This is a genomic window from Phyllobacterium sp. SB3, from assembly GCF_040009165.1.
Classification (GTDB): Bacteria; Pseudomonadota; Alphaproteobacteria; order Rhizobiales; family Rhizobiaceae; genus Phyllobacterium.
In genome coordinates, this window is the sequence record NZ_JBDYKI010000008.1 from 19,814 (window position 1) to 43,684 (window position 23,871).

At 53.6% G+C, this 23,871-nt stretch carries 24 protein-coding genes and 2 pseudogenes; 17 read left to right on the forward strand and 9 right to left on the reverse strand.

The features are described from left to right. Positions 1 to 104: 104 nt before the first annotated feature. From ABKW30_RS23515 to ABKW30_RS23525, 3 genes are all read left to right on the forward strand, one after another. Positions 105 to 1,136, forward strand: coding sequence for an aldo/keto reductase (locus ABKW30_RS23515; RefSeq protein ID WP_348601371.1), 1,032 nt, complete (start codon positions 105 to 107; stop codon positions 1,134 to 1,136). 35 nt (positions 1,137 to 1,171) lie between these two features. Next, on the forward strand, positions 1,172 to 1,996 hold the full coding sequence (locus ABKW30_RS23520; RefSeq protein ID WP_348601372.1) for an aldo/keto reductase: 825 nt from the start codon (positions 1,172 to 1,174) through the stop codon (positions 1,994 to 1,996). An 80-nt stretch (positions 1,997 to 2,076) separates the two neighbouring features. Then, a complete protein-coding gene (locus ABKW30_RS23525; RefSeq protein ID WP_348601373.1) occupies positions 2,077 to 2,979 on the forward strand; it encodes an NAD(P)-dependent oxidoreductase in 903 nt (300 codons plus the stop codon). A gap of 189 nt (positions 2,980 to 3,168) precedes the next feature. Here ABKW30_RS23525 and ABKW30_RS23530 read toward each other — a convergent pair. The 3 genes and pseudogenes from ABKW30_RS23530 to ABKW30_RS23540 form a co-directional block, all read right to left on the reverse strand. Beyond that, positions 3,169 to 3,480 (reverse strand): annotated as a pseudogene (locus ABKW30_RS23530) (ISL3 family transposase); the annotation flags it as partial. Positions 3,481 to 3,785: 305 nt separating this feature from the next. Next, entirely contained in the window at positions 3,786 to 4,019 is a 234-nt protein-coding gene (locus ABKW30_RS23535; protein WP_348601374.1) for a hypothetical protein, read from the reverse strand. Further along, positions 4,019 to 4,387, reverse strand: coding sequence for an IS30 family transposase (locus ABKW30_RS23540; protein WP_348601375.1), 369 nt, complete (start codon positions 4,385 to 4,387; stop codon positions 4,019 to 4,021). The genes ABKW30_RS23535 and ABKW30_RS23540 overlap by 1 nt, the downstream gene beginning before the upstream one ends. A 294-nt stretch (positions 4,388 to 4,681) precedes the next feature. On the opposite strand from ABKW30_RS23540, the gene ABKW30_RS23545 reads away from it, so the two are divergent. Next, a complete protein-coding gene (locus ABKW30_RS23545; protein ID WP_348601376.1) occupies positions 4,682 to 5,539 on the forward strand; it encodes a TIM barrel protein in 858 nt (285 codons plus the stop codon). A 143-nt stretch (positions 5,540 to 5,682) separates the two neighbouring features. Here ABKW30_RS23545 and ABKW30_RS23550 read toward each other — a convergent pair whose 3' ends face one another. Then, positions 5,683 to 6,621: a GntR family transcriptional regulator gene (locus ABKW30_RS23550; protein ID WP_348601377.1), complete on the reverse strand. Its 939-nt coding sequence runs from the start codon at positions 6,619 to 6,621 to the stop codon at positions 5,683 to 5,685. Positions 6,622 to 6,972: 351 nt separating this feature from the next. Continuing rightward, positions 6,973 to 8,043, reverse strand: coding sequence for an Ldh family oxidoreductase (locus tag ABKW30_RS23555; RefSeq protein WP_348601378.1), 1,071 nt, complete (start codon positions 8,041 to 8,043; stop codon positions 6,973 to 6,975). A 208-nt stretch (positions 8,044 to 8,251) separates the two neighbouring features. Here ABKW30_RS23555 and ABKW30_RS23560 point away from each other — a divergent pair, with 208 nt between their 5' ends. From ABKW30_RS23560 to otnC, 7 genes are all read left to right on the forward strand, one after another. Beyond that, entirely contained in the window at positions 8,252 to 9,331 is a 1,080-nt protein-coding gene (locus ABKW30_RS23560) for an ABC transporter substrate-binding protein (RefSeq protein WP_348601379.1), read from the forward strand. Positions 9,332 to 9,384: 53 nt separating this feature from the next. Continuing rightward, on the forward strand, positions 9,385 to 11,043 hold the full coding sequence (locus ABKW30_RS23565) for an iron ABC transporter permease (protein WP_348601380.1): 1,659 nt from the start codon (positions 9,385 to 9,387) through the stop codon (positions 11,041 to 11,043). Beyond that, positions 11,036 to 12,103 carry an ABC transporter ATP-binding protein gene (locus ABKW30_RS23570; protein ID WP_348601381.1) on the forward strand — a complete coding sequence of 356 codons (1,068 nt, stop codon included), beginning with the start codon at positions 11,036 to 11,038 and terminating at the stop codon, positions 12,101 to 12,103. The genes ABKW30_RS23565 and ABKW30_RS23570 overlap by 8 nt, the downstream gene beginning before the upstream one ends. Before the next feature lie 80 nt (positions 12,104 to 12,183). Then, the gene (locus ABKW30_RS23575; RefSeq protein ID WP_348601382.1) at positions 12,184 to 13,083 is read left to right on the forward strand and encodes an alpha/beta hydrolase; all 900 of its coding nucleotides are present in this window, start codon (positions 12,184 to 12,186) and stop codon (positions 13,081 to 13,083) included. Positions 13,084 to 13,154: 71 nt separating this feature from the next. Further along, complete coding sequence (locus ABKW30_RS23580) at positions 13,155 to 13,823, forward strand: aspartate/glutamate racemase family protein (protein WP_348601383.1); 669 nt, start codon at positions 13,155 to 13,157, stop codon at positions 13,821 to 13,823. Positions 13,824 to 13,826: 3 nt separating this feature from the next. Further along, the gene (gene otnK, locus ABKW30_RS23585; protein WP_348601384.1) at positions 13,827 to 15,104 is read left to right on the forward strand and encodes a 3-oxo-tetronate kinase; all 1,278 of its coding nucleotides are present in this window, start codon (positions 13,827 to 13,829) and stop codon (positions 15,102 to 15,104) included. Next, positions 15,101 to 15,739 (forward strand): 3-oxo-tetronate 4-phosphate decarboxylase, encoded by a 639-nt coding sequence (otnC, locus tag ABKW30_RS23590; protein WP_348601385.1) that lies wholly within the window; start codon positions 15,101 to 15,103, stop codon positions 15,737 to 15,739. Before otnK ends, otnC begins: the two co-directional genes overlap by 4 nt. Positions 15,740 to 16,324: 585 nt before the next feature. Here the strand turns inward: otnC and ABKW30_RS23595 are convergent. Next, positions 16,325 to 16,744: a hypothetical protein gene (locus tag ABKW30_RS23595; RefSeq protein ID WP_348601387.1), complete on the reverse strand. Its 420-nt coding sequence runs from the start codon at positions 16,742 to 16,744 to the stop codon at positions 16,325 to 16,327. Positions 16,745 to 17,193: 449 nt separating this feature from the next. Here ABKW30_RS23595 and ABKW30_RS23600 point away from each other — a divergent pair, with 449 nt between their 5' ends. Continuing rightward, positions 17,194 to 17,385, forward strand: a complete 192-nt coding sequence (locus ABKW30_RS23600; RefSeq protein WP_348601388.1) for a hypothetical protein — start codon at positions 17,194 to 17,196, stop codon at positions 17,383 to 17,385. 24 nt (positions 17,386 to 17,409) lie between these two features. Beyond that, positions 17,410 to 17,535, forward strand: coding sequence for a hypothetical protein (locus tag ABKW30_RS23605; protein WP_348601553.1), 126 nt, complete (start codon positions 17,410 to 17,412; stop codon positions 17,533 to 17,535). 74 nt (positions 17,536 to 17,609) lie between these two features. Here the strand turns inward: ABKW30_RS23605 and ABKW30_RS23610 are convergent, their stop codons facing one another. Together ABKW30_RS23610 and ABKW30_RS23615 are read right to left on the reverse strand one after the other, a co-directional pair. Continuing rightward, positions 17,610 to 17,864, reverse strand: coding sequence for a hypothetical protein (locus tag ABKW30_RS23610; RefSeq protein ID WP_348601389.1), 255 nt, complete (start codon positions 17,862 to 17,864; stop codon positions 17,610 to 17,612). After that, positions 17,828 to 18,955, reverse strand: a complete 1,128-nt coding sequence (locus tag ABKW30_RS23615) for a hypothetical protein (protein ID WP_348601391.1) — start codon at positions 18,953 to 18,955, stop codon at positions 17,828 to 17,830. The genes ABKW30_RS23610 and ABKW30_RS23615 overlap by 37 nt, the downstream gene beginning before the upstream one ends. A 151-nt stretch (positions 18,956 to 19,106) precedes the next feature. On the opposite strand from ABKW30_RS23615, the gene ABKW30_RS23620 reads away from it, so the two are divergent. After that, a complete protein-coding gene (locus tag ABKW30_RS23620) occupies positions 19,107 to 19,337 on the forward strand; it encodes a helix-turn-helix transcriptional regulator (protein WP_307278599.1) in 231 nt (76 codons plus the stop codon). 377 nt (positions 19,338 to 19,714) lie between these two features. Further along, positions 19,715 to 19,897, forward strand: a pseudogene (locus ABKW30_RS23625) (mercury(II) reductase); the annotation flags it as partial. A gap of 558 nt (positions 19,898 to 20,455) precedes the next feature. On the opposite strand, the gene ABKW30_RS23630 reads toward ABKW30_RS23625, so the two are convergent. Next, complete coding sequence (locus tag ABKW30_RS23630) at positions 20,456 to 21,166, reverse strand: GntR family transcriptional regulator (RefSeq protein WP_348601392.1); 711 nt, start codon at positions 21,164 to 21,166, stop codon at positions 20,456 to 20,458. 263 nt (positions 21,167 to 21,429) lie between these two features. Here ABKW30_RS23630 and ABKW30_RS23635 point away from each other — a divergent pair, with 263 nt between their 5' ends. Beyond that, positions 21,430 to 22,515, forward strand: coding sequence for an ABC transporter ATP-binding protein (locus ABKW30_RS23635; protein ID WP_348601393.1), 1,086 nt, complete (start codon positions 21,430 to 21,432; stop codon positions 22,513 to 22,515). A gap of 29 nt (positions 22,516 to 22,544) precedes the next feature. Next, positions 22,545 to 23,834 carry a PotD/PotF family extracellular solute-binding protein gene (locus tag ABKW30_RS23640; protein ID WP_348601394.1) on the forward strand — a complete coding sequence of 430 codons (1,290 nt, stop codon included), beginning with the start codon at positions 22,545 to 22,547 and terminating at the stop codon, positions 23,832 to 23,834. Positions 23,835 to 23,871: the final 37 nt, after the last annotated feature.

A 23,871-nucleotide genomic window follows, 5' to 3' on the forward strand; every position in this document is an offset into this window, starting at 1 on the left:
AGCTGCGCCCCAGATGATTTCACGGTCTCTCGCAGGTAGCGCCGGGTATCCAAATTCTTGGACCGAGCTTTGCGACGAGCCTTCAGGCATAACGGAGTGTAACAATGGAATACCGGAAACTCGGTAACAGCGGCGCTGTCGTGTCCGCATATTGCCTCGGCACAATGACCTTCGGAGCCGAATCGGACGAGGCGACATCGTTTCGGCTTCTGGACGATTATGTTGCCGCGGGCGGCAATTTTATTGATACCGCGAACGTCTATAGCGCGGGCCTGTCGGAAGAGATCGTCGGGCGCTGGCTCAAAAGTAAGCCCGGTGTGTTGCGAGATCTGGTGATCACGACCAAGGGGCGCTTTCCGATGGGCGATGGGCCCAACCATCTTGGCCTCTCGCGCAAGAATTTACGCGAGGCGCTGGATGCCTCGCTCAGGCGGCTGGGTGTCGAGCACATCGATCTTTACCAGATGCACGCCTTCGACGCGTTGACGCCGTTGGAGGAAACTCTGCGCTTCCTCGACGATTCAATTCGTAACGGTAAGATTGCCTATTATGGATTCTCTAATTTTCTGGGCTGGCAACTGACCAAAGCCGTCTGGCTGGCCAAGGCCAATGGCTATCAGCCGCCGGTCACGCTGCAGCCGCAGTATAACCTGCTCGTACGCGACATCGAGCACGAGATCGTACCGGCTGCACTTGATGCCGGCATTGGGTTGTTGCCATGGTCACCCCTCGGCGGAGGCTGGCTCTCAGGCAAGTACAAGCGCGACCAGACGCCGACCGGCGCGACGCGGTTGGGCGAGAACCCAGCGCGCGGCATGGAGGCGTTTGACAAGCGCAATGCCAAGTCGGTGACCTGGGAGGTGATCGATGCCGTCGAGGATATCGCCAAGGTACATAATGCCAGCATGGCACAGGTGGCCCTGGCTTGGGTGGCGGCGCGGCCGGCGGTGACGTCAGTGATCCTGGGCGCGCGAACCACCGAGCAGCTCAAGGACAATCTCGGCGCAGCCAAACTTTTGCTGAGCGACCATGACATCGCGCTGCTTACCGCCGTGAGCAATCCAGAAATGTCGGAATATCCCTATGGCGCGGGCGGCATTGCCCAGCGCAACCGAAATATCGCCGGCGGCCGTTAATCCGGACGACCCGACGCAAGCACGAGGAGTAAAGCATGAGCACCGAACCTGTCGTCGCGGGTATTCCGCAAATGGGCTATGGCACCTGGAACCGCCCCGGTGATGAAGCGTCAAACGGGGTGCTCTGGGCACTGGAGGCGGGTTGCCGCCACATCGACACGGCGCAGGGCTATGACAACGAGCAGGACGTGGCACGTGGCATCAAGGCCAGCGGCGTGCCGCGTGGCGAGATTTTCATCACCACCAAGGTGAAGCCGGAAAATTACGGCCTTGGCGCGGTGCTGCCCTCGGTCCGCGAGAGCCTCGACAAGCTGCAAACCGATCAGGTCGATCTGCTCCTGTTGCACTGGCCCTCGCCGCATGATCGCTATCCGCTCGAAAGCTATGTGGGCCAGTTGGGCGAGGTGCTTCAGGCGGGCCTTGCCAAGCGCATTGGCGTTTCGAATTTCACCAGGGCATTGATTGACCGCTCGATTACGATTTTGGGCGAAGGCACCATCACCACCAATCAGGTCGAGTGCCACGTTTACATGCAGAACCGTCCGATCGTGAGCCATTGCGTCGGCCTCGGAATTCCGATCACTGCGTATTCGCCTCTTGCCCGAGGCGCGGTTGTCGGCGATGCCGTCCTCGAGTCGATTGGCAAGGCTCACGATGCGACCGGCGAGCAAATCGCCTTGGCTTTTTTGATGGCGAAGGGCCTGATCGTTATCCCGTCCTCAGGCAAGAAGGACCGGATCGTCTCGAATTTCGAAGCACGGCATGTCGTGCTGACCTCCGAGGAAATCGTGCAGATCGAGGCGCTCGACAAGGGTTTGCGGTTGGTCAATGGCGACTGGTGCCCGGTGTGGGACGTCTGAGCATAAGCTTGGCCGCTTGACAAGGACCCACAGGTTGGCCCGCTACGCCGCATCATTTCATAAGAATTTGGAGTTTCATCATGCTGACTTCAGGCAAACGCATTGTTTTTACCGGTGGCACCGGCAAGGCTGGCCGCCACGCCATTCCCTATTTGCTTGAGCAGGGTCATCAGGTCCTCAATCTCGATCTCGTGCCCTTCGCCCATCCCGGCGTACGCACGCTCATCACCGACCTGACCGATAGCGGTCAGACCTTCAACGCGTTCTCCATGCATTTCGACGGCAAGGGGCTCGAAGCAGGTGGCGGCCCGGCGCCCGTCGATGCCGTCGTGCATTTCGCTGCCATTCCCAGCCTGCTGTTACGACCCGACAATGTGACCTTCCAGACAAATGCGGTTTCGACTTACAATGTTATCGAAGCTGCGACCAGGCTCGGCATCCGCAAGATCATCATCGCCTCCAGTGAAACCACTTATGGCGTCTGCTTCGCCGAAGGTGACCAGGACTTCAAGTCATTCCCGTTGGAAGAAGATTATGATGTTGACCCGATGGATAGCTATGGTCTTTCCAAAGTGGTCAATGAAAAAACCGCACGTGCATTTGCCATGCGCAGTGGCGCGGACATTTACGTGCTGCGCATCGGCAACGTCATAGAGCCGAATGAGTATGATCGCTTCCCGGCGTTCCTGGCCGACCCCTTGTCCCGAAAACGAAATGCCTGGAGCTATATCGACGCGCGCGATCTGGGGCAGATCGTCGACCTTTGCATTCGCAAGGACGGGTTGGGTTTTCAGATATTCAATGCCATCAACGACCAGATCACGGCGCTCGAACCCACAGCCGATTTTCTGCGCCGGTGGGCACCGAACACCCCTTTCACCCGGCAACCAACCGAGTGGGAAGCGCCTATATCTAACCGCAAGATCAGGGAAGTGCTGGGCTTCAAGGAGCAGCATAACTGGCGACAGTATGTCGCCAGTTAAGGGTGCCGTCAGCGGGCTTTCTGTCGGGTCTCGCCGAGGTCCTGACGGAGCGCTCGCGCCCGATGAACGCGGGACCGTCTTGCTCCGCCCATCCGCGCTACTTCAAGCGCTGGATTGACACGTGGGTGCGCTGTTCCTCGCCCGCGAACTGGATGATGACGTCAATTTTGAGCGGATTGCGGATTGTTGTCGCAAGATGCCGTTGAAGCGCATGGCCAAGTCACGCATTGTGGCGAACGCTGTCGAGCCCTGCTTCAAAGCATTGACCTTTCCGGTCTGAATATCTGTCAGCAGGCCGCGCGGTTTTATGCACAAAGCTGCGGCCACCACAGACGAGATCACATGGCCGTTATCAGGATCGCGGACAGGTTTTGAAACATGCACATCTGGAGACGGGTCGTCGGGTTGGATGTTTTCGGCTTCACGCCACACCTTCAACAGGCGCTCCAGATTGGAACGACTGCCTATGTAGCCGCGGTTCCTGATATCGTGAAATAAATAAAACGGCTGATGTTAGTATCTCCTTCAACGATCGACTCATTGTGGGTTCTATTTCAAATGCAACGGCGGGATTAGGGCAGGTTATTCTGGCAACGCTACCCATTCAACCAGTTGCTCCCGGAAAACTTCGTCGGGGTCCTGTAGTTGAGACACTTTCGCGGAGTTGCGTTCAAGCGCTCGCAGATTGATCGCACTGATTGATGGGGAAGGGACAAGAGATCGGTGTCACGCGGCAGGTAGCGGCGCACCCTTTTATTCATATTCTCGACAGAGCCTTTCTGCCAGGGTGCTTGCGGATTGCAGAATCATGCCTTCGTCCCCATTCCCGCCTCCAGATCGCGCCAGGACACGAACTCAAAGCCGCGGTCGAAGGTGATGCTCTGTCTTGCCGAATGCGGCAGTGCTGACAGTTCATTGATCAGATGTCCCATGATGGGTTTCGATTGCCGGTCATTGTTGCGAAACAGGACGGTGTAGCGGCTCTTGCGTTCCAGCAGCGTGGCAATGTTCGCGTTGCCATACTCCTTGCGAAAGATCATCAAATCTCCTCCCGGTGGCCGAATTGCCTGCGATCATTGACTTGTTCCGGACGATGGCGAATGGCCATAAAGTCAGGAAAAACAAGACCTCTTGGCCTTCGTGCATAGCGTGGCTTGCGTCTGCGGCGGCGATCGGGCAGGTGGCGGGCAAGCTCCTCAGATTGACCATCTTCGGAATAGACATACCGGTAGATTGTCTCGTGGCAGAGCCGGTGTTGAGCATCGGGCTCTCTCTTCAGGCGGCCGGCAATCTGTTTCGGAGACCAGCCGGCCTGCAAACGATCAATGACGTCACGACGCAGCTGTGGGTGCCGATGCAGCTTGCGGTATGAGCGCCATCGTCGTTCGTAAAGACTTTGCGCGGTCACATGCCAATAGCCATCCGCCTGCGGGACATTCCATCCTCCTGAAAACAAAGAGGGGTTTGTACGTGTCGCATTTGAAAATAGAATGTGCCCCATAGATTAACTTAAATCACATAATGGTTTTTATATGCTAGAAATCCAAGTAAGGTATACGTACATTTGGCGTATTGCCTCAGTTTTGGATGCAACACCATTTTACTTGGAGACGTTGTCACAGGAATCATCAGTCCCAGCTTTTATTTTGTAACGAGCCACGTTGACCATTGCTAATTTAGTGGAGTAGAGGGGTATAAATACATGTATTCGTCCGTGTCACAGCCGGTAACGAGTATCCTTCGGACCAGGCACTTTAGCGCCCACCTTGGCTACTTGTTTGGCGAACTACCACTGTCCAATCGTGTTGCAGCTGCGGCAGAGGCCGGATTTGCCGCCGTTGAACATCCTCACCCCTACTCAATATCTGCTGATGAGATGGCGCGAGAACTATCCCATGCTGGTCTTTCCTTCACCCAGATCGCGCTGCCTGCTGGTGATACCCTAAAGGGAGAAAAAGGACTTGCAATCTTACCCAACAGGCTCGCTGAGTTTTCAGACAGCATCAATCGTGGCCTCGACTATGCTGAAGCAATCGGCTGTCGGATGGTACATGTTATGGCTGGACTCAAGCCCTCCGGAATTGCACCCAGAGTACTTTGGTCAACTTATATCAGCAACCTGCAGCTTGCTGCCGAGGCTGCTGCCCGGCGTGGAATTACCATCCTAATTGAGCCCATCGGGGCGGGTACACTCAGCGGCTATTATGTGGACCATCCTGCGATTGCTGCGCGCGCGATCACTGACGCCGGACTCAGTAATATACGCCTGCTGCTCGATATTTTTCACTGTGTCAATTCTGGCCTGGACCCGGTTGCCGCCATTCGTCATTACGGTGGGTTGCTCGCTCACGTGCATATCGCTGATCATCCAGGACGTCACGAACCTGGAACTGGCCATATAGAGTTTCCGAGTGTTTACCGTGCGCTTGACCAAGTGGGTTATGCCGGTGTTGTCGGCTGCGAGTACATCCCTATCACAGAGACACGCTCTGGGCTCGGTTGGATTGCCGCCACGCGGGAGGCTAATTCTTCTCTTTTTCCCAGTCCAGGAGACAAGTAATTCAAATTCCTCTGTTCGTCATGACTCTAAGAGCCCTTCCTCTATGGCACACGATTAACACAGTTCGCCTTGAGACGTACCTATCCAAGTTCCAGTAACATATTGACGTCGGGGTGGTATGTATAGAAATTTGGGGAAGCCCCTTACTCTTCGGCAGATGTTGCAGTCAGCGCTTTTTCTCCGGGCGCCGCACCCAACAACTGTTGATACACCGGTGATTTTTTGGCGAGCGCTCCGCTCAAGTGGCGCCGCATAAGGGACGCGGCTTCGATGTTCTCTCCTCGCTCAAGTAGGTCAAGAATCTGGAGGTGCTCTTGGCATTGTAGATACAGTCGACTGCGATCCAGCATAGAACGATACTCCAACAGGCGACGCATACGATTAGCGCGGACCAAAGCCTGGTGAAAAATAGCGTTTCCCGAGCACAATGCTAATGCTTCATGAAAATCCGTTCCAACCCGAAGAAGCCTTTCGGCCGGCCAGCGTTCTATATCACCGGCCAGCATGCTCTCCTGGACACGCTTTTGCGTTCTCATCAAGTCGGATTGCAGATAAAAGGTTGGCTCAAGAAAACCTGCTGGTTCTATTACAGAACGGAAACGATAAAGTTGTTCGAGGGCCTCCGGCGTCTTCACTACATAGAGAAATCGCCATCCATATCCCTGCTTGCGCTCAGCCCACCCTTCCTCGGTTGCCCGATTGAGAATGTCGTTAACCTGAACTTTGGTTAGCCCATAACGGTCACGTAACCATTGCTCTGTGACTTCTCCGGGAATTTCATCGCGAATCCAGCACTCGGCAAGCTGATAATATAGGCTAGATGCATCCGGTGGCTGGGGAACATCTAAGTGTTGCCGGCCAATTGTCGGAACTTCCCTTACGAAAAACCCTCTATTGGCGCGGCGTTCCAGGATTCCCCGCTTTTCCAATGTTTCGAGGGCTTCCCGAATCGGTGAACGGGAGACCTGAAAACGATCGGCCAGTTTCTGAGTGCTCAGATGAGAGTTCGCCGCAATTTCATCCGCTTGGATAAGCGCGGCGAGCTCATTGGCAATATGAAGAGTTAGTTGGCTTGCCGTCATGTTTGAATCGAGTTCGTACTATGTAGTTTGACATACCGCGTCGGAGAGCGGGCCATCAAAGGTTTAAAAATGCCGGTTGCGTATTAAGTGCAAAGGCAACTGTATGGCTAACTACCAATATTGACTTTATATGTCTATAAGGCCAATTAAATTTGGCACCCACGAAATCTATACGGCCCAGACACCAGGACTTTCCTGCCGCCAGCGTCCCGAGTGCCGCCAGGCAGCCTGACCATCCCGGGGAATCGACACTAATGACAATCCGCGGAAAGCAAACTGGCCCACTTGCAGCTTGAAGCAGTATTCCGTTTTTTCCCACACATCCCGCCACTTGCAATCGGACTTACTGAACTAGGTAAGACCGAGTGGCGAGTCTGACCCTTCCGGAAAGATGAGGCCCGCTGCGACCGCTTCATTCCTCAGGTCCGTGACAACATCATCTGTCATGGGCAGCCCGGTCCGACGCCGATCAGTTTCCGTTCTTTCCTCCGGTTCGCCAGGTATAAGGATTTCGTCGAAGCCCATAGCTTTGGGCAGCCCCTTGGCGCGCTCGATAAAGGTGTCCATGCGCTCACCAAATGCTTCAGGTGGCACGAACAGGTCCGGCTTGATGGCGATAAACAGGTGTCCAACATCCTGCGGTGCCGAATGATCGAAATAAAGGCTCTTTACCTCGCCTCCGTAGTTGGCTCCCGTCAGTACGCCCGCGAGGAGGTCCATCAGCATGGACAGGGCCGACCCCTTCACTCCGCCAAAGGGCAAGCACACACCTTCAAATGCTTTTTTTGCATCGGTTGTCGGGCGGCCTTCGGAATCGAGTGCTAACCCTTCTGGTATAGGATCGCCACGCTGAGCAGCAAGTCGAATCTTGCCGCGGGCAATTACTGTCATAGCCATATCGAGTACGTAGGGCGAATGATTTCCTCCTGGTACACCAGCGGCTAATGGTGCGGCACCCAAGAACGTTGTCCGGCTGCCCCAAGCCGGAATAGCGGGAGAAGAATTAGTTAGCGCAATTGCAATATAGCCTGCTTCAATTGCTTGGAGCACGTACTGTGCGGCCATTCCGTAATGTGTGCTGCGTCGTGCGCCAACCAGGCCGATACCAACGGTCTCTGCGAGTAAGCAAGCTTCATCAATCGCCTTGCGGCCGATCAAAAAACCCATGCCGTCATCCCCGTCGATAAGGGAAACGGCAGGCATGACCCTGGTAATCCGGATGTTAGGTCGTGGGTTTACCACACCTTTCTTCAATCGATTGAGATACATAGGCACGCGGGATAGGCCGTGAGAATCAATGCCTCGCAGATTGGCTTTGATCATGCCCTCCACGACAATGGCAGCATCAGCGCCAGAGAGCCCCTCTTTGCAGAACAATGCCTCGGCAAACGGTCGAAGTACCTCGGTGTCAAAATATTTCATTGTTGGTCTCCCTATTCAGTTGGCAAAAACACAATCTGTACTTTTACGCTCTGAAATACAATAGCCTTCAGTAGCTCAACGTGAGATACAAGAGAGCTAGTGCCGTCAACTCTATGTTTTAAAGCTTACTCTTCAGAAGTTGTATTTGACAAATAGGATTTATGCGTTTAAAAAAGCAAAATAAATATAAACAATGAGGGAGGAAACAATGCGCCTTGTATTTGCAGGAATATGTCTCGGAGCGTCGGTTGCTACGGCTTACGCCCAGATGCCATCCAATTATCCAATGGACTATAACGAGATCGTAAACGCTGCAAAAGATGAGGGAAAAGTTGTCATTTTCACCTCTGCCAACGGTCCAAACTCCAAGTTTATCGTTCAAGACTTCGAGGCACTTTATCCAGGCGTATCAATAGAGCTCAACAATCTCAGTGCCACGGAGGTCTACAGTCGTTTCTTGTCTCAAGAAGCCGCCTCCGCCCATGAGGTTGATATACTGTGGAGCAATGCCATGGACCTGCAGATGAAGTTGGTCAGCGATGGCTATGCAATGAGTTATACCTCGCCGGAAAATGCCGCCCTGCCAGATTGGGCGAAATACCAGAATCAAGCTTACGGTACGACGCTTGATCCAGCGGTTCTGGTTTATAACAAGCGTCTTATAGATACAGCGCTTCTCCCGAAGACCCACGATGATCTGGTCAGAACACTCGGAGACAATGCCAACAAGCTTACCGGGAAGTTGACCACATACGATCTGGAGGCGTCGGGTGCAGGATATAATCTGGCCTATTTTGAATCAAAAAAATGGCCCGGCTACTGGGATCTGATCTCGGCTCAGGCAACTGCCAAATCACAGTATTATCAGGCTGGTGGCACGATGGTGGAAAAGGTTGCAGCTGGTGAGTATGCATTAGGTTTCAACCTACCTTATCCTTACGCCAAACTTCGGCAGAGGACCGATCCGAATGTTGGAATCCACTACACATCCGATTACGTATTGGCAATTTCTCGTATCGCTCTCATTGTAAAAGATGGGCCACATCCGAACGCAGCAAAGCTTTTTCTGGATTATATACTGTCCAAGCGTGGTCAGGATATAATGGCAAACAAGGCTGACTTCGTTGCCATCCGGACGGATGTGGCAGGCGAATCAACAGCTGCACAGATCGAAAAGGAAATTGGTGATCGGCTCGCGCCGATCCCGGTTGACGTGAGCATAACTGAAGGTCTCGATCCGATAAAACGTCGCGATTTTATCGCACGCTGGAAGAGGATAGCCCGTTGACATCCGCCGGATACATAAGAAACGCACTGAGTCTCACCAACCGGCGCTCCGTGATGCTACGCTTGATGGTACTTGCAGTGTTGGCATTTGCGGTGGTCAGTCCGGTGGGCCTCATTATCCTCCAGAGTTTTCTGGATAGGCCGTTCTATCAGGATGCCTCAGAACTTTCGGTTGCCAGCTATACGTACGTTTTGACCGACCCAAGTTTTCTGGATGCACTGGTCTCTTCGTTTTTGCTGGCTACAGGAATGGTGGTCATAGCCATTCCTATGGGACTGGCCTTGGCATTTCTAATGACACGCACCAATCTGCCGGGCCGACGATGGCTTCAGCCTCTCATACTGTTACCTCTATTCATATCTCCCTTGGTGCTTGGCTTTGGCTACATTGTGAGCATCGGACCCGTTGGCTTCATCACATTGTGGACGAAGAGTCTGTTTGGTGGGGCGCCCTGGAATCTTTACAGTTTCCCGACTTTGGTCATTGTGGCGGGACTGACTCATGTGCCGCACGCATATATTTATCTTGCGTCAGCCCTTAGCCGTGTTAATCCAGACGTAGAAGAGGCTGCGAGGGTTTCAGGTGGTGGCGTGTTGCACACTGCCTTGACAGTCAGCCTCCCGCTGATCCGGCCAGCGCTCGTCTTCGCCAGTATGCTGATTTTTCTGCTGGGCTTGGAACAATTTGGGCTGCCGCTTATGCTCGGTGATCCAATCGGCATTTCGACCCTGACTACCTATCTCTATAAACTTACAAACCTGCTCGGAACACCAAGCTATAACCTTATGGCGGTTGTCGCGACGGTAATTATAGCGACAACCCTGCCATTGGTATTTTTGCAGCGATGGCTTTTGCGTGACGCTGAACGTTTCGTCACGTTGCGTGGCAAGGGAACCGCACAACGACCCATTTCACTGGGAAGATATCGATGGCCGGCACTGGCTGTCATATTGTTGTGGCTTTCTACTACGGTCCTTGTACCCCTGCTCGGGATAATGTTGCGCTCCATTGTTACCGCTTGGGGCGAAGGCGCCGCATTCTTTGCGAACGTGACAGTCGATCACTTCCGTCAGGTCTTGACAGCACCGAACCTCATACGCGGCATAAGAAATACCCTCCTTGTCGCAATAGTGGGCGGTGCGTGTTCAGTTGCGGTCTATACCTGCGTCGCGATGGCTCGACATCGTTGGCGGCACGCCGGGGCACAAGCGATCGACTATCTCGTAATGCTGCCGCGTGCGTTGCCCGGGCTCATCGCCGGCCTCGCCTTCCTGTGGCTATTTCTATTCATTCAGCCTCTTTCGCCGTTGCGAGGCTCAATGATTGGTATCTGGCTGGCCTATACTGTTGTTTGGCTCGCTTACGGTATGAGAATTATTTCAAGTGCGCTGGGGCAGGTCGCACCGGAGCTTGAAGAGGCAGGTCGCGTAACGGGTGCTTCTGTCTGGCGCGTCGGACGGGACGTTACTTTGCCCTTGATCCGATCCGGACTCATTGCCAGCTGGCTATTGATCTTCCTGACATTCGTCAGGGAGTATTCCACGGCGGTCTATCTCATGACTCCGAATACAGAAGTTATCGGATCTCTGTTGGTATCACTTTGGAACAATGGGCAGCTCGATCTCGTAGCGGCACTGTGCATCGTAAATCTCATTATGGTCTTTAGTGGCCTGATGATTGCGCTCAGACTGGGAGTACGTCTGCATGACTGAAGATCATCTTGTCGTTACGGATATCCACAAAAGTCTTGGGGCGCTTGCAGTGCTAAAAGGCATATCATTCACTCTTAAGCCCGGCGAAATCGTCTCGCTTCTCGGTCATTCCGGCAGCGGCAAAACCACACTGCTGCGTGCCGTTGCGGGGCTCGAAACGCCGGAGCTTGGTTCCATCACGATGGGAGGCGAGTCGCTCCTTGACAGCAATACCGGTATAAACCTGCCGCCAGAGCGCCGTGGACTTGGTCTTGTCTTTCAATCCTACGCGCTGTGGCCGCACCGCACGGTGTTTGACAACATCGCCTACGGTTTGGCACTCCGCAAGACCCCGCAACACCAGATCAAGGCACGCGTTGAGGAGGTTCTCGCAAAGATCGGGCTGGCAGGGCTTGGTACACGCTATCCGCACCAGATCTCGGGCGGCCAACAACAGCGCGTAGCTCTAGCCAGAGCCATTGTCTATCGCCCGCCCGTCCTGCTTCTCGACGAACCGCTGTCAAATCTGGATGCAAAATTACGTGAGGAGGCCCGCATTTGGCTGCGCGAGCTGATCCAACAGTTCAATCTGTCTGCTCTCTACGTCACGCATGATCAGGTCGAAGCCATGGCAGTATCCGATCGCATTTTATTCCTGCGTAACGGCACCATTCAACAGCAGGGCACACCAGAGGATATATACCTACAGCCGACCTCGGCCGTTTCAGCCGAGTTTATGGGTGTGAACAACATTCTGTCAGGCGAGGTCATTATCAAGGATGGCACGGCAGTACTGACCGGAGCAGGATGGCGTCTCGCTGGACAACTACGCGGTGCGTCAACTGATCAAACAATAACCGCTAAGGGATTTTTCAGAGTTGAGCGCTCCAGGCTTTGTTCCAAGGAGGGAAGCAACTCTATTGAGGTGGACGTTCTGCGATCCGTCTTCTTAGGGGAGCGCTACGAGTATGTCCTGAGGCTAGCAGGCGTCAGTCTACGCGCTTGGGGCGTAAAGCGCCTCGATCCAGGCCGGTATTGGATCGACATGCGGCCCGAGGATGTCTGGATCTTTCCTGATTGAATTTACTGCTTCTAACCACCTGCTGGGACTTTGCAACAACTCTTACCGTAAAATGCCGATAACAGATTGGAGACTGAAAAATGTTTGAAGGCTTTGAAACATTGGACATTGAGACGCCGGATCGTGGCTTCGGGTCGGCGAGGATTCATTTACGGCATGGCGGTGATGGGCCGCCGTTACTGTTGCTTCATGGCAATCCGTTGACACATATGTCTTGGCACAAAGTGGCCAACCAGCTCGCCGAGCATTTTCATGTCGTCGCGGCCGACCTGCGTGGCTACGGTGACAGCATTGGACCCGAAGAGGGCGGCAATAACCATATTAACTACTCGTTCCGGGCCATGGCGCAGGACCAAGTGGATGTCATGGCTCAGCTCGGCTTTGACAGCTTCCAGGTCGCGGGTCACGATCGAGGTGCCCGGACCGTGCATCGGATGGCGCTTGACCATGAAGACAGGATCAGGCGCCTTGCTATCGTTGATATCGTCCCGAGCTATCATGTCTGGCGCCACACCTCAAAGAACTGGGCGCTGAAATCATGGCATTGGATCTTTATGGCTCAGCCCTATGATATGCCAGAGCGAATGATGGCGGGTGTTCCGCCGGAATACTACATGGAGAAGAAGCTCTCCAAGCCAGGTATAGGGCTGAAACATTTTGATCCCGAAGTGTTCCAGGAATATGTCCGTTGTTTCAACTGGAAGACGATTCGCGGGTCGTGCGAGGACTATCGCGCCTGTGTTACCTGTGACTATGAAATGGATGGCGCGGATTACAATGCTGGACATAAAGTCAATGCCCCCAGCATAATCTTGTGGGGGGAGAAGAGCCATACAGGCACTGTCTATGGTGATCTCGTTCCAGTTTGGAGCGAATTCCTTGAACAGGTCACCGGCTTTCCGATTGATTGTGGCCACTACGTCCAGGAAGAGCAACCACAAGTGCTACTCAAGTATTTTTTGGAATTTTTCGATCACTAGCTGTGACGTAGCAAGAATCTTCATCGAGGAAGATTCTTGGAACTGGTTCAAAGTCAGCATGAGGTCCTCCCATGTTCAGAAATATGCCTCGTATCATTCTGTTTCATGCAACCCCGGTCGCTATGGACCCAATCCGAACGGCGATGGCCGCTCTGTGGCCCGCAGCCGAGGCGGTTAATTTGCTTGACGATGGATTAACCACTGATCGGGCAAAGGAAGGTGCACAGATGTCGGAGCAACTAATAGAACGCTTTGTCGATCTTGGCCGCTACGCCAAACGCATTGGCGCTGACGGTATACTGGTTACTTGCTCTGCATTTGGGCCGGCGGTTGATCGGATGGCAGTGGAATTGAACATACCTGTTCTGAAGCCGAACGAAGCAATGTTCCGCGCCGCAATCGGCGTTGGCGACCGTATCGGCATGCTAGCCACCTTTGCGCCGGCCGTGCCTACAATGGAAGACGAGTTCCGCAAGTTCGTAGGCGAAGCCGGCTCTACCGCCAGCGTTGAAACGATCCTCGTTCCGGAAGCAATGGAGGCCCTGCGCAAAGGCGAGGTCGCCAAACACAACGGGCTGGTGGCTGCAATGGCGCACAAATTTGCAAACCAAGATGCTGTGATGCTGGCACATTTTTCAACCTCTCATGCGGCGCAAGAGGTAAGTGGCGTACTTGAGCGACCTGTTTTCACAGCTCCCGAATCTGCCGTAACCCTCATGAAAAAGCTTGTGACAGGATAGAAAATGCTACTGGGTGTTATTGCCGATGATTTCACAGGCGCGAGTGACATTGCGAATACGCTAACCAAAGGCCAGGGTCGGCAGGGCGGAATGGTGACGTCACAATATATAGGAGTGCCAAATTACAATGCAGCAGCAGAAATTGAGGCTGGCGTCATTTCACTCAAGTCCCGGTCCATCCCTGCCGCTGAAGCCGTTGAGCTCTCGCTTGCTGCGCTTTCCTGGCTGAAAGGACAGGGCTGTCGCCAGTTCGTTTTCAAGTATTGCTCTACGTTCGATTCGACAGAAAAGGGTAATATCGGTCCGGTTGCAGAGGCGCTCGCTGAAGCCCTCGGGGTTCGCGGAATAGTGGCTTGTCCCGCCTTTCCAGCCACCGGACGCACTGTCTATCAGGGCCATCTTTTCGTACATGACAAACCGCTCAATGAATCGGGTATGCAGAATCACCCCCTTACACCGATGATAGATGCAAATATCCGGCGTTGGCTCCAGAGGCAGACACAGGGAAGAGTTGGGCTCGTGCCAATAACGACTGTGCGCCGGGGCACTGCAGCGATACGCTCCACCTTGCAGAAATGCGCCGATAGAGGCGAAACGCTTGTTATCGTAGATGCGATCAACGACAACGATCTTGTCCGGATCGGCAGGGTTTGCGCCAAAGCCGTTCTGCTGACCGGCGGATCGGGAATCGCAATGGGGCTTCCTGCCAATTTCATCACAAGCGGTCTTGCCGCTGGCAAGCCGAGAGTTTTCAGGGGCAGGCAAGGACCAGAGGCCATCTTGGCAGGGAGTTGCTCAGGCACTACGCGTGACCAAATTGCAGTCCATGCCCGTGACCATCCAGTCTTGGCTATCTCGGTTGACGATGTAATGGGTGGCCGCACGACCGTTTCGAATATAGTGGCTTTTGTAACGGCAAATCATGGTAAATCGCCACTGGTCTATACATCGGGCACACCGGAACAGGTGGCAGAAGCCTACCAACGCTACGGTCGCGAGATCGTGACCGAGCGGCTGGACCGATTGTTCGCCGAGACGGCGCGGCAATTGGTCAATGGCGGCGTGCGTCGACTAGTAGTTGCCGGTGGTGAAACGTCAGGAGCCGTTGCACAGGCGCTTGATCTCGGCGATCTCGCGATCGGACCGGAAGTTAGCCCGGGCGTGCCTATTCTCCTTAGCCGACGACGCGAGATCGCGCTTGCGCTCAAGTCCGGTAATTTTGGTAGCCCTGCTTTCTTCAAAGAGGCGCTTTTGGCTTTGGCGGCAGGCCCGTCGCGATGACCACCGAGAAACAGCTCCGTCAGAAACTGGTGCAGATAGGAGCACTGCTCTACAATCGTCAATTGGCTCATGGCAGTGCCGGCAACCTCTCTGTGCGGCTCAATGATGGATCAATCCTGATTACGCCGACAAATTCTAGCCTAGGGTCCCTTCAGGCCGAGCGAATATCGAAAATCGGTCCTGATGGTCATATGATTAGTGGTGATCCGCCGTCTAAAGAATATTTCCTCCATCTGTCGGTTTATCAAGAGCGACCGTCCGCCAAGGCAATAGTACACCTTCACTCAACTTATTCGGTTGCCGTGTCCTGTCTATGCCACGAGCAGACAGAGGATGTTCTGCCCCCGCTGACCGCATACCATGTGATGCGGGTGGGCAAGTTACCGCTCGTGCGCTACTTCCGACCAGGCGACCGGGCGCTTGCGCAGGAGGTGCGTGTCTTATCGAAGAATCATAGCGCGATGCTGCTTGCCAATCACGGCCCAATCGTGTCAGCAGCCTCCCTTGAAGAAGCAGTCTATGCCTATGAGGAACTAGAAGAAACGGCAAAGCTCTATTTCATTATCGGTGATCGAAAGGCGGCACCACTACAGGGTGAAGAAATTGCAGAGATCAACCGGGTATTCAAAAATTAAAGCATGCTCGCAAATTGAGACGTTGCTCGTATTCGCGATGCCAGCCCTTCAACGCATTCTTGGTTGGCTACCTAGCGACATAAAGTGAGAGTTTCTAACACCTACACTGAAATTGTCATTTGGCATTCGGTCCTACTAATGCAATATCCGCTTTTGTAAGCGCTTTAATGCAACGTCGACGACAGACTTGCTGGCGCGAAGCGGTCGTTTGTTTGGCTCCCTATCGTGTGGACTAAGTACCGACGTGAATTGTAGACTTTTAAGCTAAAATTAAAATGCTCGAAATTTGTTTATTATCGGCATTTTCAAATGAACGATTTCTCGCCCAGTTTCTGATTGAACCAAATTTGAGTGTGTCATCCGAGACGGACCAATCGTTTTTATAGTTGAGGAACTTTCTGTTGCAGTGCGATTACTTTCAAAGTGTCGGAAGCGCTCGGGCCGAGCTGTCGACGTCAGCACCACGGTCAAAGCGTTGGCCGAACGAGGATTGCGCTTCGCATTTCCGGTTCGGGCATGGCTGGGTTGAATGAGTGCATGACTAGCCCTACGCAACACTGTTAGCTTACGCCGCTACTTGCTTGCTCAAACGACCACTTCACCTGCTCCGCCAGGAGCGCGGCAAACGACTTCACATTCATATTGCCGCTGGCCTCCTCCAGCCCCGCCAGATAGGCCTTGCGGTCTTCCACCCTGACAACTGTCCAGGGATAGCAAAAGCGACTGCTCTGGTGACAAGAACCAGTCCTTGCCGAACCGCTCATTGCAGTACAGAGAACAGAATTCCCAGAAGCTTGCATACCAGGGGGTGGTATCTTGTTGCTGCGCCTGGGGGTCGGTCGACGTGACCCAGCCTCTGATCACATCGCGCAGAAAGCCATTCTGCAGCAGGCGCTCTCGGTGAACGCGGGATAGTTCGTCCGACTTGAATATGCGCCGCCCGCCTTGCTGCAGCTTTTTTAGGATGGCTAGGGATTCAGCGAGTTTTTCATGAGGCTTGGCCATGGCCGTGCCTTTGCAAGTTTTTGGTGTCGAGCAATCGCAAGTTTCTAATGCCTCAGTGACAAATTATAAAGTTTCCTCAATGAGATAGCTATGTCACTTAAGCGGGTACCGCGGCCTCCGCGCGCCAAATTTCCTGGCGTTTAAGGGTATGTTTTATTTGTCCACAGCAGCTGCCATCAGTTTTTAGTAACTAAATATCGCTGTTCCGATTGTCGACGCCAAACGCGACAAATCTCGGATTTAAAGGCAAAGCGACAGTTATCGCTTTGAATCTTCCTAGCAATTCGTGTCGACTCACATAGCGAGTGCAACCGAAGTGTCTACAACTAGGGCGTTTAACAGGCGGCCCGAATATTTTGAGTTATGTCATTCCTGCAAGAAATAAACGCAAACTTATCCACCCCCTCTCAGCATGACCGATAATGTTCCAGTGCAAATTGGAGGTTAAAATGGTTCCCCTACACATCGTCTTTATTGCCACTGTTTTTCTGACTGCTGCCAGCGGATTGGCCGCAACGTGCATTGTCATTTTCGGTGATACGCGTCGGAATGAAGGGCAGCGGGCCGTCGCTGAGAAGTTCGCACAAATCGCCATGATTGGTGCCGCTGCCATGACTTCTTTGCTTGCTGTTTCCGTATGATTGGCTTCAGTTGCACTTCTCAACATGGACGACGCCGGTGACATAGTGCCTGCCGCGGCTATGGGCATGATGATCTTCTATACAAATGTACTTGCCCGTCTGGTCCATGCTTTCATTTCGCGTGCTGTTCTTTTCCGAACGCAGGTCTGACGAACACGGAGCTGACGGTGCCTCTTGATCTATTCGTTTGAAATGTATGCTCGCAGAAGAACCATGGGCCGTAATCAGACTTGTGAGAAGTGATCTAAACCAAAGGTCGAATCGATCAGGACTTCACGGCACGCATGCCATTTCCATAAATCCACATAATAGCTGCACAGCAACGTCCCTAAATATTCAATCGTTTTCCTTCCATCTCCCGTGCGACGGCTAGTAAGCAGGACGAAACCCTCACGACGCTTGATGTGTCCGGTGAATGGAATGTCACCATCCCCGATGCCGATCACGACGATGCCCGCAACATCTTTCGCACCTTCCACGAGAGCTCATCGAGAGTCGCCATAACACGGTTCAACTGTGACAGCGTGGACATGAGCTCTGGGGCATACCTGATGATGTGATACTCGTTGCTTGCGGAGAGCGTTGCAAGGTGCGCCACCGTCCGCTTGCGCAGGACAAGGCCAGCTTCCGATGCTATACGCGTACGCGCACCAAGATCGTGCCGAAAACTGCGGATCGTAGTGGAGTCCACGCCTTTAGCGAGTAAAAAAGCATTCAAATAGAGCTCCATCGCATGGATGGCAAGAAGACGCCGTGGAATCTGGTTGGGCTTGGACGAGCTCTCGCCGAGCTTGTTGGTTGCGTCTTGGTACTGCGTCGCTGAGTTTAGAATGCCTCGTACGCCTGCTGCTTTGCCAGGATATGCAAATCCATCGCATGATTTCGGCCGGCGCTTCCCCGCAATTCGGATGAGGTCCTTCAGCATTGTGCGCAGCTCGGGCCACGGTGTATCTTTGAGCTTCAGGCCGGGATCGTGCGTCACGATTAGGCAATGGAGCTTTGCGATGACTTCGGTCAGCGAGGAGGGCCGTGTGATCCACATGACACGTCCGGATATCTCGGCCCGTTCTGCGAGCTCTTGTTCGAGGGTGACTGTCTCACCGTATCCCAAACGCCGATCCACTTCCTTCCATCGTCTCCGGCGCGATCGAAGCTCGGCTCGCGCCTGAGACAGATGTTGGGCATCGAGTTGGGTGGCAATTCGATTGATGTCGGCAAAGGAGTGAACCTCGACGAGGCCATACGTTCCAACATTCCGCAGTGTCACGACCGGAAGACCGCCGGACTCTTCGAGTAACTGCTTTTCAAGCTTTTCTTTAAGACGGGTGGCCCTCACGCGCTGCTGGTGGCACGCATACCAGCGAGGCCACATTTGTCTGACGGGCGTCGGGCCACTTGATTTCCAGTGATCGCCGGGTTCCGCAACAAGCGTGCTCAGGAGGCGTGCAGCGACGGAGAGCAGATTTCGACGGTCGATGATATGCGGCAGATTTTCAGTGGGGGTTTCTTCGAGGGCATCTTTTCTACGGGTAATTGCAGGCAAAGTTCTGCTAATCTCAGAATCAGTCATGATCCAAGCTCCAGATAGCTAGGGTTGTGGTTAGGCCGAGCAGGGCGGTTGCAACGCCATGCTCGGCCGTCTCTAATAATGCAAGACCTGCATACTCTAGTACAAAAACACGGCGGATCAACTAAATTCGCCTTCGATAGGCGATTTTACAATGTTACCAGTTCAATGCCGGATGGCACGCGCAGCTCTTGGCCTCAAAATCGCGGAACTCGCGGAACTGGCAAAAATGTCTACCAACACGATTGTCCGCTTTGAAACAGGCAAGGAACTCAAGCAGTCCACAATCGACGATCTCCGCGTTGTGTTGGAAAATGCCGGTGTAATTTTTATCTCTGAAAACGGGGATGGGCCTGGCATCCGCTTGAAGAAACCTGCTTCATGAAATCAACATGGTGGCTTAGCGACGCAGTCGCACCAGCCCGGAGTCGAACGCTCTTTCGATTGGGCTGTAGAGAGCCGGAGGGTCGCCCGCCTAAGATCATCAGTCCCGCGCCGTTTTCTCCGGCTGCGACCGTGATCCTGTCGCCAAAACGAAACACCATCATCTGGGTTGCTTCGACCTCCCGGCCAGCGATCGAGATCTAGCCTTCGACAATGTAGATACCCAGTCCTCATTATTGTCCGGCATCGGCATAAAATGTCTCAAAAAACATGGTCGCGGGAGCAAACTGCCGTAGGCGTTCCCGAGGTGAGTCTCACCGACACCGTGGTCCTCAATCATCGGCAGCGTCTCCTTGTCGTAGTGTCGAACACCGACACCGGATGCGCACCTCGAAATCAGGCGTCCATGCTGCCGGTGATGTGACCGGACGTAACCAGTTCGTCTATATGGCCGCTTACGGCGCCAAGCTCGCACCACTCAATGCTCTCAACGGGAACAGCTTCACCTATGACAATCCAACGATGCCATGGGTCGTGTTCACAGATCCGCAGGTCGCGAGTGCCGCGAGTCCTACAATACTGCCTTTACCCAAGCTGGTCGGTAATCATCAGGTTTTATTCATTGTTATAGTTATCGCGTTTTCCAAGCGATATCGTGTTTGTCCGAAATGCGTGTACAAATTTCGGACATGGATGATACACGCACCGACCTCAAGGCGTGCCGCGCTGATAATGTGGTTACCTACCCGCGAGCGACGTGGCGTTCCTGTTCAAACAGGAAGCATCTGGGCCATCCAAACACTCTCCTACTATAGTGTCTGTGCTCTACGCCAAGCTTGCTGGGCACACGCTCCACCACTCGAAACAACGCAATCATTGTCATTGGATAACATTTCAATACAAGACTTTAAGGGGTATTGTGGACATCTACGCTACAATAAAAAATCATCAAAATTCGCTTATCATCGGGCTTTAAAAGGAAGAGTTCTCAGTAGCATTCACTTGATAGACATCTTGGTTTTGAGAGGACTGGCAGTTAACTATGGTGCCAGCGGTTCGACGGGCCAACCGCCCCGAGGACGTCTCGCACTGCGCTATTCAGACATGACGCTGCCGAACTCAGAGCGCCAAAGCATCTTTAAGCGCAAAACCCTCCTTCACACGAAGATCAAGATCTGCTTCGATATGGTCGATGTGATGCAGCATGAGTTCACGAGCTTTTTCTGCATTGCCGGTTTCCAGCGCATCAAGAATGGCGGCATGATCGCTGTGGCCACAGCTTGAGATGCCTGAACGTCCATAAAGAGCAATAACAAGAGACGAGCGTGCCACAAGTTCGTCCATAAACTTCTCGATGATCGCGTTTCCGGCCAGTGATGCAAGTATCAGATGAAAATCGCCTGACGACTTGATCTCTGCGCGCCTGGCTCTAGCGCCGCGCTCATGCTGATAGCGGATTTCTTCGCTCAGATGTGCCCGCAGTTTCCTGGCAGCATCTGGTGTCATGAATTCGATGACCGCATTGATGATGCCGGGCTCGATCAGTCGCCGGGAGGCAAAGACCTGGCGAGCTTCTTCTGGCGTCGGATTGGATACAAAAGCCCCTCGGTTGCGTTCCGTGCAGACTAGACCTTCAAACGCGAGCATTTGCAGGACGGCCCGAACCACCGTGCGACTGACATTGAACAGTGTGCCGACCTCGATTTCTGACAACTTCGTACCGGGAGTGAGCCGTCTGTCGACAATTGCATCGCGAAGTGTGTCGCGTATAGCTTGGGCACGATCTTCGTGAATGTTGCCAGAGACTGGCGTGACGTGGGCAATATTCATCTTGATATCCGAATTCCTGTCTCTTCTACCCTGAACGGAACTTGTTGCAAACAGGATTCGTGTGGAAGCAGGATGGAAATATTGAATACAATTTCATGCAATATCAGAAACAATAGCACGTTTTTTGTGCATACCAACGCGGAAGCTCATCAGGTGATCGGAGCTTTTAAAATTAAAACCCAGCGATTCCAAAATGTTACCTGACCACATATCAAACTGGCATGGCATTTGCTCCGACGTTGGTAACAAGCAGGGGAAGATGCATGAGCAAGGCTGCAGAAATCGACATAGTTTCCGTTTCAAAGGTCTATGGCACCACCACAGCTGTACATGCGATCAGCCTGAAAATCCCGGCCGGAAGCTATTGCTGCCTGCTTGGGCCATCGGGTTGCGGCAAGACCTCAACTTTGCGGATGATTGCCGGTCATGAGAGTATATCAAGCGGCGACGTCCGGTTGGGCAATATCGTCGTCACCGATCTTCCTGCTGCAAAACGCGGCACGGCAATGATGTTCCAGTCCTACGCGCTATTCCCGCATCTCGACCTCATCGATAACGTGGCATTCAGCCTCAAGATGAAAGGTTTCGATAAACAAGCGCGGCGGACGAAAGCTTTGGACATGCTGAAACTCATGCAGCTTGAACCTTATGCCACGCGCCACCCTGCGCAGCTTTCGGGCGGACAGCAGCAGCGCGTGGCACTGGCGCGCGCGCTTATCACCGAACCGGAAGCTCTGCTTCTCGATGAGCCGCTTTCCGCGCTGGATCCGTTTCTGAAAATCCGCATGCGTGCCGAGCTCAAGAAACTCCAGGCATTGCTCGGCATTACTTTTGTCCATGTGACCCATAGCCAGGAAGAGGCAATGGCGCTTGCCGACATTATCGTGGTGATGAACGAGGGGCGGATTGAGCAGGCTGCCGCACCTCGTGCCGTATTCGAAAAACCGGCGACCGCTTTCGTTGCCCGCTTTATGGGCGATCACAACGTCATTTCGGGGCGGCTAAAGGAAAGAGCCGGCGATCTCGTGACCCTTGAAGTCGTGGGCGGTGGCACATTCACAGCCAAGGGCCAGGGCTCCGCCGAGGGTTTGGTAGACATCGCAATCCGCACTGATCGCGTTCGCGTGGATAAGACGCTGGCACACGGGCTTGGTTTTACCGGCATCATTTCCAACATCGAATATCGCGGTGGCAGCGTGAAGATTTCTGTCACCGGTGCCGGAATCGAGGATTTTACCGTCCATCTCAGTGATGTCGATTTCTTCACGAACCCAAGCAAAGTAGGTGATGCCATACCGCTTTCGTGGGATGCGGCAGATGCCATCGTGCTCGGCCAAGCGGCAAATTAAAAAACAATAACATAGAGGAGAGCTTGAAAATGACCGATACCAAACCGACAAGAAAAGGAATTTCCCGACGAGGGTTGCTGAAGACCGGTGCGGCTGTCACCGGTGCGGCTATCGGCACCGGCCTTATCACCGGGTTCCCCATCATATGGGCACAGAACCCTGTCACGCTCCGCCAGTTCGGCACCGGCGTATCGAACCTCAACGCGATTGCCGAAAAATGCAAAGCCGATCTCGGTATCACGCTTGAAATGACAGCAACGGACTCGGATGCTGCCGCCCAACGCGCCGTAACCCAGCCGAACTCCTACGACATTGCTGACATCGAATACTGGATTCTGAAGAAGGTCTATCCGGCCGGCGTGATCCAGCCGATGGATATCAGGAAACTCAAGTATTATGACAAGATCGTGCCGCTGTTCAAAACCGGCAAGCTGAGGCCCGACAGCGTTATCGCGCAGGGTACAGCGCCGCATACGGTCGGTTACGTCGAAAAACCTGGTGAAAAAACTTTTGCAACGAGCGAAACTGAATGGTTCACGATGGTTCCAACCATCTACAATGCGGATACGCTTGGTATCCGTCCCGATCTCGTAGGGCGCGACATTACCACCTGGGCCGATATCATGGACCCAGCGTTCAAAGGCAAGACCTCGATCCTGAATATTCCGTCGATCGGCATCATGGATGCTGCGATGATTATGGAAGCTATGGGCAATATCAAATATGCCGATAAAGGTAACATGACTCAGGAAGAGATCGACAAGACGATCGACTTCCTTATCCAGGCCAAGAAGAGTGGCCAGTTCCGCGCTTTCTGGAAGTCATTTGATGAAAGCGTAAACCTGATGGCATCCGGCGAAGTGGTTATCCAGTCCATGTGGTCTCCGGCCGTCGCTGCAGTGCGTGGTAAAGGTATCGCGTGCAAATACCAACCGCTAAAAGAAGGATACCGTTCGTGGGGTGGCGGCCTGGGCCTTGCTTCGCACTTGGAAGGCTCAAAACTCGACGCAGCCTACGAGTATCTGAACTGGTATACCTCCGGCTGGGTTGGTGCCTATCTCAACCGTCAGGGCTACTACTCTGCAGCCATGGATACTGCCAGGGAACATATGAGCGCGGACGAGTGGGGGTATTGGGTTGAGGGCAAGGCGGCACAGGGCGATATTGTCGCTCCGGACGGCAAGGTCATGGAAAAGGCCGGTGCTGTACGCGATGGAGGTTCATTCGAGGAACGGATGGGCAAGGTAGCATGCTGGAACTCTGTTATGGATGAAGACCGTTACATGGTTCGCCGCTGGAACGAGTTCATTGCTGCCTGATATCGAAGAAAGCTGCGGTCGTCATCTGTGAGCCTGC